The organism is Streptomyces sp. NPDC007991 (assembly GCF_042958445.1).
GTDB lineage: Bacteria > Actinomycetota > Actinomycetes > Streptomycetales > Streptomycetaceae > Streptomyces.
In genome coordinates, this window is the sequence record NZ_JBIBJD010000002.1 from 16,635 (window position 1) to 29,425 (window position 12,791).

9 protein-coding genes are annotated in these 12,791 nt (G+C 71.5%); 8 read left to right on the top strand and 1 reads right to left on the bottom strand.

Annotation, left to right across the window (positions count from 1 at the left end):
• Positions 1-75 precede the first annotated feature (75 nt).
• Positions 76-840, bottom strand: coding sequence for a hypothetical protein (locus tag ACFZDA_RS04280; protein WP_391074684.1), 765 nt, complete (start codon positions 838-840; stop codon positions 76-78).
• Positions 841-900: 60 nt separating this feature from the next.
• Between ACFZDA_RS04280 and ACFZDA_RS04285 the strand changes: the two genes are divergently transcribed.
• The 8 genes from ACFZDA_RS04285 to ACFZDA_RS04320 all read left to right on the top strand — a co-directional run bounded on the left by ACFZDA_RS04285 (position 901) and on the right by ACFZDA_RS04320 (position 12,784).
• Positions 901-1,683, top strand: coding sequence for an adenosylcobinamide-GDP ribazoletransferase (locus ACFZDA_RS04285; protein WP_391074687.1), 783 nt, complete (start codon positions 901-903; stop codon positions 1,681-1,683).
• 108 nt (positions 1,684-1,791) lie between these two features.
• Entirely contained in the window at positions 1,792-2,397 is a 606-nt protein-coding gene (locus tag ACFZDA_RS04290; protein WP_391074690.1) for an RDD family protein, read from the top strand.
• Positions 2,398-2,783: 386 nt separating this feature from the next.
• On the top strand, positions 2,784-4,310 hold the full coding sequence (locus ACFZDA_RS04295; RefSeq protein WP_391074693.1) for a leucyl aminopeptidase: 1,527 nt from the start codon (positions 2,784-2,786) through the stop codon (positions 4,308-4,310).
• A 367-nt stretch (positions 4,311-4,677) separates the two neighbouring features.
• Positions 4,678-6,066 carry a dihydrolipoyl dehydrogenase gene (gene lpdA, locus ACFZDA_RS04300; RefSeq protein ID WP_086561636.1) on the top strand — a complete coding sequence of 463 codons (1,389 nt, stop codon included), beginning with the start codon at positions 4,678-4,680 and terminating at the stop codon, positions 6,064-6,066.
• A gap of 63 nt (positions 6,067-6,129) precedes the next feature.
• Positions 6,130-7,914, top strand: a complete 1,785-nt coding sequence (sucB, locus tag ACFZDA_RS04305) for a 2-oxoglutarate dehydrogenase, E2 component, dihydrolipoamide succinyltransferase (RefSeq protein ID WP_391074696.1) — start codon at positions 6,130-6,132, stop codon at positions 7,912-7,914.
• A 234-nt stretch (positions 7,915-8,148) separates the two neighbouring features.
• Positions 8,149-8,772: an FCD domain-containing protein gene (locus ACFZDA_RS04310; protein WP_391074699.1), complete on the top strand. Its 624-nt coding sequence runs from the start codon at positions 8,149-8,151 to the stop codon at positions 8,770-8,772.
• A 266-nt stretch (positions 8,773-9,038) separates the two neighbouring features.
• Positions 9,039-11,741 (top strand): pyruvate dehydrogenase (acetyl-transferring), homodimeric type, encoded by a 2,703-nt coding sequence (aceE, locus tag ACFZDA_RS04315; protein ID WP_391074702.1) that lies wholly within the window; start codon positions 9,039-9,041, stop codon positions 11,739-11,741.
• Between the two features lie 56 nt (positions 11,742-11,797).
• On the top strand, positions 11,798-12,784 hold the full coding sequence (locus ACFZDA_RS04320) for a WYL domain-containing protein (RefSeq protein WP_391074705.1): 987 nt from the start codon (positions 11,798-11,800) through the stop codon (positions 12,782-12,784).
• Positions 12,785-12,791: the final 7 nt, after the last annotated feature.

Here is a 12,791-nt window from a genome sequence, read left to right on the forward strand (position 1 = left end):
CGGGCAAGGAGCACCTGGCGGCGATCGCGGCCGTGCTGGCGGTGTGCGCGGGCGGTGCGCTGCGGCGGCGGCGCGTCAGTGGTGTTCGAGGGACCGGGGCTGCTGCGGGTCGGGCGCGCCGCCGATCCAGTCCTGGAACGCGCGCCGGGGGCCCAGCCAGCGGCGGTCGTGGCGGTAGGCCCGCAGGCCGGACCTGGCGCGGGCGCGCGGGCGGCGCCGGTAGAAGCGCTTGGCCCAGTAGGAGCCGGGGCGGGCCAGCCGTACGGCGCCGATCAGGGCGATGACGGGGACGATCACACCGAACACCGCGAGGCGGGTCTTGCCCTTGAACAGGGCGATGAGGACGAAGAGGAAGTTCACGACGATGGTCACGATCACGGTGGTGCGGTTCTGCTCCTGGTCGTCCGAGAGGCCGTTGACGCCCAGGGGCGAGAAGCCGATCAGGAGCAGTCCGACGAGGGATGCGGTGAGGACGACCATCTCGACGCTCTTGCGGCCGGCCTCGCTCCAGTAGACGTCGGCCAGGTGGAGCACCAGGGCGAACTCGTCGAGGACGAGACCGGCGCCGATGCCGAAGACCGCCGCGGCCAGTCCCGCACCGACGCCGTGCTGGCCGCTGGCGACCGCCCCGAAACCGCCGGCGATCGTCAGGATGATCCCCGGGACCACGTGGTGGACGTGGACCCCACTGCTGCTGCTGACGTTGCGGAAGGGGCCCTTGCCCGCCCGGATGAGGCGGGTGATCCCCCGGGTGACCAGGAAGGTCACCACGAAGGAGACGAGGGCGAGGAGCAGCGGCAGCTTGCCGGGTTCGATGATGTTCCGCTCCAGCCATCCCATATGTGAACTTTATCCTCGGCCGCCGCATCCGCTCTTCCGACCGGCGGGTAGCCTGCGCCGGTGCCCAGAACCTCACCCCTCGACGGTCTCCGCTTCGCCTTCGGCACCCTCACGGTGTTCCCGGCCAAGGTGACCCGGTGGGACCGGGAGGCGGCGCGCGGCGGCATGCTGTGCGCTCCGCTGGCCGGGCTCGCGGTCGGTGCCGCTTCGGCCACCGCAGGACTGGTGCTGCTGTTCCTCGGCGCGGGCGGGCCGCTCGCCGCCGTGGCCACCGTCGCCGTCCCCGCCGTCCTGACCCGGGGGCTGCATCTCGACGGGCTCGCGGACACCGCCGACGGGCTGGGCAGCGGCAAGCCCGCCGAGGACGCCCTGCGGATCATGAAGCAGTCGGACATCGGTCCGTTCGGGGTCATCGCCCTCGTCCTCGTCCTGCTCGCGCAGGCCGCCGCGCTCGCCCAGGTCTACGACACCTCCTGGGCCCGGGGCGCGTGGGCCGCCGTCGTCTCCGCGACGGTCGCCCGGCTGGCGATGACCCTGGCGGCCCGGGCCGGGGTGCCGGCGGCGCGGCCGGAGGGACTCGGGGCTGCGGTGGCGGGCGTGGTGCCGGTGCGCGGGGCGCTGGTCGCCGGCGTCGCCGTCACGGCCGTGGGAGCAGCGGTCGCCGCCGCCTTCGGACCGTACGACACAGCCCGTACCGTGCTCGCGGTCCTGCTCTCGCTGGCCGCCGCCGAAGCGCTTCTGCGGCACTGCACGCGCCGCTTCGGCGGGGTCACCGGGGACGTGTTCGGCGGCCTCGCCGAGACGGCGGCGACCACGGCACTGATCGTCCTGGCGCTGGGCTGAGCCGCACTTGTGTCACCGGGCTGAAACGAAGTCCTCGTCCCCCTCCTGCACGGGCCGCCCAACCGCTAGCTTCCTGCCCCGGAACACACAAGTGATCGGGGGACCTTCATGCCCAAGCTGCGCCGTGCCCTGGCCTGGCTCGTCGATTTCGCCCTGGTGGTGGCGCTGGCCTCGGCTCTCGCCGTGCTCACCTTCCACCGGATCTCGGCGCTCGTCACCGACGTGCCGGAACTCGCCACCCGCAGCGGCCTGGATCTGCTGACCTCGCGCGGCGACGTGCTCGACGCCTCCCAGGACATGGGACTGGCGCTGTGGGACAAGTCCGTGCTGTACGTGGAACAGGCCTTCGGGCTGCTGGTCCTGACGGCGTTCCTCTACCAGTGGGTGTGTCTGGCCCTGGTGGGGCGGACGATCGGCAAGGGCCTGGTCGGACTGAAGGTCACGCCGCGGCTGCCGCGCCGGGCGGCGCTGCGGGCCGCCGTCACCACCGCCTCGGACGTCGCCGTGTACGCGGTGGCCTGTGTGCTGCTGATCGAGGGTCAGGTCGTGCTGTCGGTGCTGGTGTGGGCGGTCGCGGTGGCGCTGTTCCTGCTCAACGCGCTGCCGGTCCTCTTCGCCGGCCGGCGCTCCCTCGCCGACCGGGTGGCGGGTACGGCGGTCACCGGGCTCGGGCTCAGCACGCCCGTCGCCACGCCCCTGGTTCGTACTTCTTGAGCAGCGAACATCTTGAGGCCGACGGCCAGGCCCCGGTCGTGGGCCAGGCGGGCGTTGAGGCGGTTGTAGCGGAGTTGATCGGTGCCGGGCGGCACGCCGTACACCAGGTGGCACAGCCGTACGCCGCCGTCGCCGATCTCGATGAGTGTGACCCAGTTCACCGACATGGAGCATCGAGAATTGGCCACTACGCCACCGACAGGTGAACGCCCGCAGGAATGAGCGAACACGACCACGCGCGTAGTCTCGTCGTCGAGTGTTCGCCGCACCGGGGAAGGCCCCGTGGATACCAGACCCTGAGGTCCGCATAGGGTCGGCTGTCGGGCCCGGTCGACCCACACCGTTCGACCACAGAAACTTCACATCGGAAGCGAGATTTCACCACCGTGACTGCTCTCACTCTCAGCACCGCCGCGGCGCCCGGTCTGCGGGCCGACGCCATCGTGATCGGTGTCGCCAAGGGTGCCAAGGGGCCGGTCGTCGCACCGGGCGCCGAGGCCGTGGACAAGGCGTACGACGGCAGGCTGGCCGGCGTTCTGGAGACCCTCGGCGCCTCCGGTGCCGAGGGCGAGGTGACGAAGCTGCCGGCGCCGTCCGGCTTCAAGGCACCGCTCGTGCTGGCGGTGGGCCTGGGCCCGGTGCCCGAGAAGGACACCGGCTACGACACCGAGGCCCTGCGCAAGGCCGCCGGCGTCGCCGCGCGCGCCCTGGCCGGCTCCAAGAAGGCCGCCTTCGCCCTGCCTTCGGCGGACGCCGCCGACGCCGGCGCGATCGGGGAGGGCGCGCTGCTCGGCGCGTACTCCTTCGACGCCTACAAGGTCAACGGCAAGGACCCCAAGGCGAAGAACGGCAAGGCCCCTCTCGCCGAGGTCGCCCTGCTCGGCGGCAAGCCCCGCGACAAGGCGTACAAGGCCGCGATCGAGCGTGCCGTCACCGTGTCCGAGGAGCTCAACCGCGCCCGCGACCTGGTCAACACCCCGCCGAACGACCTGAACCCCGAGTCGTTCGCCGCGATCGCCCAGGCCGCGGCCAAGGAGCACGGCGTCAAGGTGCAGGTGCTCGACGTGAAGGCCCTGGAGAAGGGCGGCTACGGCGGCATCCTCGGCGTCGGGGCCGGCTCGGCGGCGGGCCCGCGCCTGGTGAAGCTGTCGTACACGTCCTCCAAGGCCAAGAAGCACCTCGCCTTCGTCGGCAAGGGCATCACGTACGACTCGGGCGGCATCTCGCTGAAGCCGGCCGGTCACAACGAGACCATGAAGTGCGACATGAGCGGCGCGGCCGCGGTGTTCGCCGCGGTCGTCGCGGCCGCCCGGCTGGGGCTGGAGGTCAACGTCACCGGCTGGCTGGCCCTGGCCGAGAACATGCCCTCCGGGTCCGCGACCCGTCCGGGTGACGTGCTGCGGATGTACAGCGGCAAGACGGTGGAGGTGCTCAACACCGACGCGGAGGGCCGGCTGGTGCTGGCCGACGCCCTGTGGGCGGCGTCGCAGGAGAAGCCGGACGCGATCGTGGACGTCGCGACGCTGACCGGGGCGATGGTGCTGGCGCTGGGGAACCGGACGTTCGGGATCATGGGCAACGACGACGCCTTCCGTACGGCGCTGCACGAGGCGGCGGAGGAGGTCGGGGAGCCGGCGTGGCCGATGCCGATGCCGGAGCACCTGCGCAAGGGGATGGACTCGCCCACGGCCGACATCGCGAACATGGGCGAGCGGATGGGCGGCGGACTGGTCGCCGGGCTGTTCCTGCGCGAGTTCGTGGGCGAGGGGATCACCTGGGCGCACCTCGACATCGCGGGGCCGGCCTTCAACGAGGGCGGGCCGTTCGGGTACACGCCGAAGGGCGGGACGGGGTCGGCCGTGCGGACGCTGGTGCGGCTGGCGGAGCTGACGGCTGCGGGTGATCTGGGCTGATCGTCGCCCAGTAGTCCGGTCTCGCCGGTTGTGTGGCGAGTGCGGGGGCGTGGGGGCCGTTCGCGCAGTTCCCCGCGCCCCTTCGGGACATGACCCCCGCCGTCCGCCGCAGGACAGCGCGCGGGCTGGTCGCGCCCACGCGGCGAAGCCGCAGATCGGACACAGCCCCGCGCCCCTGCGGGCGATCTCATCTGAACGTGGGGCGTCTCACACAGCAGCCCGGCGTCTCCTTCTGTGCTGACAAGTGCGAAGATGGGGCTCGGCAGGACAGGGCCCCACCGAAGGGCCGAAGAACGAGCGGCCGGACACCAGCCGCCTGCCGGTCAGTGAAGACCGGCGTACGGCGCACATGCATGGAGGACGTGACGTGGCGAACGACGCCAGCACCGTTTTCGACCTAGTGATCCTCGGCGGTGGCAGCGGTGGTTACGCCGCGGCCCTGCGCGGGGCGCAGCTGGGCCTGGACGTCGCCCTGATCGAGAAGGACAAGGTCGGCGGCACCTGCCTGCACCGAGGATGCATCCCTACCAAGGCCCTGCTGCACGCGGGCGAGATCGCCGACCAGGCCCGCGAGAGCGAGCAGTTCGGTGTGAAGGCGACCCTCGAGGGCATCGACATCGCCGGTGTCCACAAGTACAAGGACGGCGTGGTCGCCGGCCTGTACAAGGGACTCCAGGGGCTCGTCGCCTCCCGCAAGGTGACCTACATCGAGGGTGAGGGACGCCTGTCCTCCCCGACCTCCGTCGACGTGAACGGCCGGCGCGTCGAGGGCCGCCACGTGCTCCTCGCCACCGGTTCCGTGCCGAAGTCGCTGCCCGGCCTGGAGATCGACGGCGACCGGATCATCTCCTCGGACCACGCCCTCGTCCTGGACCGTGTGCCGAAGTCGGCGATCATCCTCGGCGGCGGTGTCATCGGCGTCGAGTTCGCCTCCGCCTGGAAGTCCTTCGGCACCGACGTCACCATCGTCGAGGGCCTGAAGCACCTCGTCCCGGTCGAGGACGAGAACTCCTCCAAGCTGCTGGAGCGCGCCTTCCGCAAGCGCGGCATCAAGTTCAACCTGGGCACCTTCTTCGAGAAGGCCGAGTACACCCAGGACGGTGTCAAGGTCACCCTCGCCGACGGCAAGCAGTTCGAGGCCGAGGTCCTGCTCGTCGCCATCGGCCGCGGCCCGGTCTCCCAGGGCCTGGGCTACGAGGAGCAGGGCGTCGCCATGGACCGCGGCTACGTCCTGGTCGACGAGTACATGCGCACCAACGTCCCGACCATCTCCGCCGTCGGTGACCTCGTCCCGACCCTCCAGCTCGCCCACGTCGGCTTCGCCGAGGGCATCCTGGTGGCGGAGCGTCTGGCCGGTCTCAAGACCGTTCCGATCGACTACGACGGTGTCCCGCGGGTGACGTACTGCCACCCGGAGGTCGCCTCCGTCGGTATCACCGAGGCCAAGGCCAAGGAGATCTACGGCGCGGACAAGGTCGTCGCTCTGAAGTACAACCTCGCGGGCAACGGCAGGAGCAAGATCCTGAACACCGCGGGCGAGATCAAGCTCGTCCAGGTCAAGGACGGTGCCGTCGTCGGCGTCCACATGGTCGGCGACCGCATGGGCGAGCAGGTCGGCGAAGCCCAGCTGATCTACAACTGGGAGGCGCTGCCCGCCGAGGTCGCGCAGCTCATCCACGCCCACCCGACGCAGAACGAGGCGCTCGGCGAGGCGCACCTGGCCCTGGCCGGCAAGCCCCTCCACGCGCACGACTGACCCCTCGGTCGACGAACGCGACGACACAGACTTCCGCACTTTCCGTAAGGAGCAACCGAAACCATGGCGGTTTCCGTAACCCTTCCGGCGCTCGGCGAGAGCGTCACCGAGGGCACTGTCACCCGCTGGCTGAAGGCCGAGGGTGAGCGCGTCGAGGCCGACGAGCCGCTGCTCGAGGTCTCCACCGACAAGGTCGACACCGAGATCCCCTCGCCCGCCGCCGGTGTCCTGGCCTCCATCAAGGTCGCCGAGGACGAGACGGTCGAGGTCGGTGCCGAGCTGGCCGTGATCGACGACGGCACGGGCGCGCCCGCTGCCGCCCCTGCCCCGCAGGCCGAGCAGGTCGCCGAGCCCGCCCCCGAGCCGGCCCCGGCCGCCCCGTCCACGGAGCAGGCCGCCCCGGCGCCCGCTCCCACCGCCGACGCCGCTGCCGGCGGCGGCTCCGCCGAGGGCACGGACGTGGTCCTGCCCGCGCTCGGCGAGTCCGTCACCGAGGGCACCGTCACCCGCTGGCTGAAGTCGGTCGGTGACAGCGTCGAGGCCGACGAGCCGCTGCTGGAGGTCTCCACCGACAAGGTCGACACCGAGATCCCGGCGCCCGCCTCGGGCACACTGCTGGAGATCGTGGTCGGCGAGGACGAGACCGCCGAGGTCGGCGCCAAGCTCGCCGTCATCGGCGTCGCGGGTGCCGCTCCGGCCGCCGCTCCGGCTCAGGAGGCCCCGGCCGCCCCGGCCCAGCCCGAGCCCACCCCGGCTCCGGCTCCGGCGCAGCCCGCCCCGGCCCCGCAGGCCCCGTCGGCTCCGGCCCCGCAGCAGCAGGTCACCCCGGCTCCCGAGCCGGCCCCGGCCGCTCCTGCTCCCGCCCCGGCTCCGGCCCAGGCCCCGGCCGCTCCGGCCGCCGTCACGCCGGCCGACGACGGTGCCTACGTCACCCCGCTGGTGCGCAAGCTCGCCGCCGAGCACGGCGTCGACCTGTCCGCCGTCAAGGGCACCGGCGTCGGCGGCCGTATCCGCAAGCAGGACGTCATGGCCGCCGCCGAGGCCGCCAAGGCCGCCGCCGCTGCCCCGGCCCCGGCCGCCGCAGCCCCGGCCGCGGCGAAGAAGGCCCCGGCGCTGGAGGCGTCCCCGCTGCGCGGCCAGACCATCAAGATGCCGCGGATCCGCAAGGTCATCGGCGACAACATGGTCAAGGCCCTGCACGAGCAGGCCCAGCTGTCCTCGGTCGTCGAGGTCGACGTCACCCGCCTGATGAAGCTGCGCGCCCGTGCCAAGGACGCGTTCGCGGCCCGTGAGGGCGTCAAGCTCTCCCCGATGCCGTTCTTCGTCAAGGCCGCGGCCCAGGCGCTGAAGGCGCACGCGCCCATCAACGCCAAGATCAACGAGGCCGAGGGGACCATCACCTACTTCGACACCGAGAACATCGGTATCGCGGTGGACTCCGAGAAGGGCCTGATGACCCCGGTCATCAAGAACGCCGGTGACCTCAACCTCGCCGGTATCGCCAAGGCCACGGCGGAGCTCGCGGGCAAGGTCCGCGCGAACAAGATCACCCCGGACGAGCTGTCCGGCGCGACCTTCACCATCAGCAACACCGGGTCGCGCGGCGCGCTCTTCGACACGATCATCGTGCCGCCGGGCCAGGTCGCCATCCTCGGCATCGGCGCCACGGTCAAGCGCCCCGCTGTCATCGACACCGAGGACGGCCCCGTCATCGGCGTCCGCGACATGACGTACCTGACCCTGTCCTACGACCACCGCCTGGTGGACGGCGCCGACGCCGCCCGCTACCTGACGGCGGTCAAGGCCATCCTGGAGGCAGGCGAGTTCGAGGTCGAGCTCGGCCTCTGACCTCGACGCCGGTACGGCTGTTCGGTGCCCCCGCTCGGATATCTCCGGGCGGGGGCACCGTGTCATGGGCGCGGGGAACTGTGCGACCAGCCACATACAACCGTCAGCCGAAGGACAAACCACACACCCCCCATGTAAGTCTCGTCTCACCTGCACCAAGACACTCCCACGCACCCCACCCACGGAGCGACACGGCCGTATTGTCTAAACGTCAATCCCGCCTAAGGAGCCCACATGACCGCGCCCGTCATCCACTCGCTGCGCGAGCAGATCCGCGAGCACATCCTGGAGGGGATCATCAGCGGACGCTGGCAGCCGGGCGAGCGGATCGTGGAGCGCCGGATCGCCACCGAACTGGAGGTCAGCCAGACCCCGGTCCGCGAGGCCCTGCGCGAACTGGAGTCGCTGCGCCTGATCGAGTCCGCTCCGAACAAGGGCGTCCGCGTGCGCAACCTGACGGCCGCCGACCTGGAGGAGAGCTACCCGGTCCGGGCCGGACTGGAGGCCATCGCCGCGGAACTGGCCGCCCAGGGCCTCGCCGAGGACTGCTCGGCCCTCGAACCCCACGTCAACGCCCTCTATGAGGCCGACCGCGTCTCCGACGGCACGGCCCAGGTCCGCCACACCGTCGCCTTCCACCGCGAACTGGTCCGCGCGGCGGGCAACTCCGTGCTGCTGCACACCTGGGAAGGCCTCGGCATCGAGGTGTTCACGGCCCTGTCGATCCGCTGGCTGGGCACCCGGCAGCAGTCGTACGCCGAGGAGCACGAGGAGCTGGTCGCCGCCTTCAAGCGCCGCGACCCCCGGATCGCGGAACTGGTGAAGGCGCACGTCCTGGGTTGCGCGCCCCGGGCGTGACACCCGAGCGCATCCCCGCTCAAACGCCTCCCACCTGCGAAAACCCGGAGAAACACCGTCACCGCGTGCCACCGCCGGAGGCACCCCGTGCCTACTTTCTCGTGATCAAGAGGTTTTGCCTCTCAACCCTTTGATCGATCATCGATCAGCGAGTTACAGTCGCGACGGGCTTGCCACCCAAGCTCCAGCCCTGTCCTGCCAAAGACCAAGGGCACCCCCGATCCCCTTACGTGAGGGAACCCCCTTCGACTGAGGAAGGCGGCGACATGACCGACCCCAACGCCATCCAGCCGAGCGAGCTCGACCAGCTCCCGGACCGGGACCCGGAGGAGACCGCCGAATGGCAGGCCTCACTGGACGCGGTGACCGAGGCGGCCGGGCCGCATCGTGCCGCGTACCTGATGCGCCGCACGCTGGAGCGCGCCGAGGGCGCCGGCATCGCGCTGCCGAAGCTGCTGGAGACCGACTACGTCAACTCCATCCCCACCGCCGCCGAGCCGGCGGTGCCCGGTGACGAGGCGATGGAGCAGCGGATCACCGCGTGGAACCGCTGGAACGCGGCCGCGATGGTCACCCGCGGCAGCAAGTACGGCGTCGGCGGCCACATCGCCACCTTCGCCTCCGCGGCCTGGCTCTACGAGACCGGCTTCAACCACTTCTTCAAGGGCAAAGAGGCCGACGGCTCCGGCGACCAGCTCTACATCCAGGGCCACGCCTCCCCCGGCATCTACGCCCGCGCGTTCCTCGACGGCCGGCTGACCGAGGAGCAGCTCGACAACTTCCGCCGCGAGGCGGGCGGCAACGGCCTGCCCTCCTACCCGCACCCGCGCCGCCTGCCCTGGCTGTGGGAGTTCCCGACGGTGTCGATGGGCCTCGGCCCGCTCTCCGCCATCTACCAGGCGCGGTTCAACCGCTACCTGACCAACCGCGGCATCAAGGACACCTCCGCCTCGCACGTGTGGGCGTTCCTCGGCGACGGCGAGATGGACGAGCCCGAGTCGACGGCGGCCCTCGCGCTGGCGGCCCGTGAGGAGCTGGACAACCTCACGTTCGTCATCAACTGCAACCTGCAGCGCCTGGACGGCCCGGTCCGCGCCAACTTCAAGATCGTGCAGGAGCTGGAGGCCCAGTTCCGCGGCGCCGGCTGGAACGTCATCAAGACGCTCTGGGGCACGGCCTGGGACGAGCTGTTCCGGCTCGACACCACGGGCGCGCTCGTACGCCGCCTGCGCCAGGTACCGGACGCGCAGATCCAGACGTACCAGACGCGCGACGCGGCCTACATCCGCCAGGACTTCTTCGGCGCCGACCCGGCGCTCGTGGAGCTGGCGAAGCTGCTGAGCGACGACAAGATCCTCGAGTGTTTCCACTTCTCGCGCGGTGGGCACGAGGCGCGCAAGGTGTACGCCGCGTACAAGGCCGCCGTCGAGCACAAGGGCGCGCCGACCGTGATCCTGGCCCAGACGGTCAAGGGCCACACCCTCGGTGAGGGCTTCGCGTCGAAGAACGCCAACCACCAGATGAAGAAGCTGACGGTGGACGAGTTCAAGAACATGCGCGACCTGCTCGGCCTGCCGATCAAGGACAGCGACTTCGTCGACGGCGTGGTGCCCTACGGCCACCCGGGCGCCGACTCCCCCGAGGTCCGCTACCTCCAGGAACGGCGTGCCGCCCTCGGCGGTCCGGCCCCGGCCCGCCGCGTCCACCCGGTCGCGCCGCTGCCCGCTCCGGCTCAGAAGGCGTTCACCGCCTTCGACAAGGGCTCCGGCTCGCAGAACGTGGCCACCACCATGGCGTTCGTCCGCCTGGTGAAGGACCTGGTCCGCGACAAGGAGACCGGCAAGCGCTGGGTGCCGATCGTCCCGGACGAGGCGCGCACCTTCGGTATGGAGTCGCTGTTCCCGTCGCTCGGCATCTACTCGCCGAAGGGCCAGACGTACGAGCCGGTCGACCGCGACCAGCTGATGTACTACAAGGAGGCCCGCAACGGCCAGATCCTCAACGAGGGGATCACCGAGGCCGGTTCGATGGCCGACTTCATCGCCGCTTCGACGTCGTACGCGACGCACGGCGAGACGATGATCCCGTTCTACATCTTCTACTCGATGTTCGGCTGGCAGCGCACGGCCGACCAGATGTGGCAGCTCGGCGACCAGCTCGGCCGCGGCTTCCTCGTCGGCGCCACCGCGGGCCGTACGACGCTGACCGGCGAGGGCCTCCAGCACGCCGACGGCCACTCCCCCGTCATCGCCGCGACGAACCCGGCGGCGCTGACGTACGACCCGGCGTTCGCGTACGAGGTCGCGGTCATCGTCAAGGACGGTCTGCGCCGCATGTACGGCGAGGCCGCCCCGGGTGAGGACCAGAACGTCTTCTACTACCTGACCGTCTACAACGAGCCGCTGCCGCAGCCCGCGAAGCCGTCCGTGGACGGCATCGACGAGGGCATCGTCAAGGGCCTGTACCGCTTCAACACGGCGGAGTCGGCGGGCATCACGCCCCCGGCGAACGCCCCGCGGATCCAGCTGCTCGGCTCCGGTACGGCGATCCACTGGGCGCTCAAGGCGCAGCGACTGCTGGCCGAGGAGTGGGGCGTGGCGGCCGACGTCTGGTCGGCGACCTCGTGGAGCGAGCTGCGCCGGGACGCCCTGGAGGCGGACGAGGCGCTGCTGCGCGGCGAGGAGCGGGTGCCGTTCGTCCGGCAGGCGCTCCAGGGCGCCGAGGGCCCGGTGCTGGCGGTCTCCGACTACATGCGCCAGGTCCCCGACCAGATCGCGCAGTGGGTCGAGCAGGACTGGTCCTCGCTGGGCGCCGACGGCTTCGGCCTCTCGGACACCCGTGAGGCGGCCCGCCGCCACTTCGGTGTCGACGCCGAGTCGATCGTGGTCGCGGCCCTGGCCCAGCTCGCGGGGCGCGGCGAGGTCAAGGCGACGGCCGTGAAGGAAGCACGCGCGAAGTACGGCCTGTAAGGGCTTGTCGGCAGCAGGCCCCCGCCACGGCGGGGGCCTGCTGCATGATGTGCTGCATGCGCGCTGCCCGGCTCATCAAGATGGTGCTGCTGCTCCAGTCCCGGCCCTCCATGACGGCCGCCGATCTCGCCCGTGAACTGGAGGTGTCGGAGCGGACCGTCACCCGGGACGCCCAGGCGCTGTCGGAGGCGGGTGTGCCCGTGTACGCGGACCGGGGCCGGGTCGGCGGCTACCGGCTGGTCGGCGGGTACCGTACGCGGCTGACCGGGCTGCACCGCAGCGAGGCCGAGGCGCTGTTCCTGTCCGGGGTGCCGGGGGCGCTGCGCGAGATGGGGTTGGAGGACGCCGCCTCGGCGGCGCGGCTGAAGGTGTCGGCCGCCCTGCTGCCCTCGCTGCGGGACGCGTCGCGGACGGCGGCGCAGCGGTTCCATCTGGACGCGCCGAACTGGTTCAGGGAGCCGGAGACGCCGGTGCTGCTGCCTGCGGTCGCCGACGCGGTGTGGGACGACCGGCGGATCACCGCGCGCTACCGGCGCGGGCAGGACGAGGTCGTCCGGGAGCTGGAGCCGTACGGGCTCGTGCTGAAGGCGGGCGTCTGGTACCTGTGCGCCCGGGTGGCCGGGGGCGGGTCCTTCCGGGTGTACCGGATCGACCGGTTCACGGCGGTGGACCCGGGCGAGGAGCGCTTCGAGCGGGAGCCGGAGTTCGAACTGCCGGCCTTCTGGGAGGAGCGGGCGGAGCAGTTCGCGCGGTCGATCCTGCGGGCGCGAGTGGTGGTGCGGCTGTCTCCGGACGGTGTGCGCGCGCTGCCGCACGCCCTCGGCTCGCTGATCGCCCGTGAGGCCCTGGCGGACGCGGACGCCCCGGACGGCGACGGCTGGGTGACGGTGGCCCTGCCGGTGGAGTCCGAGGAGGTCGCCCACACCCAGTTGGCGGCGCTGGGCCCGGAGGTGGAGGTGCTGGCGCCGGAGAGCCTGCGCGAGCGGTTCGCCGGGGACGCGCTGCGGCTGGCCGGGCTGTACCACCCCCGGGACGGCGTATAACGATCCC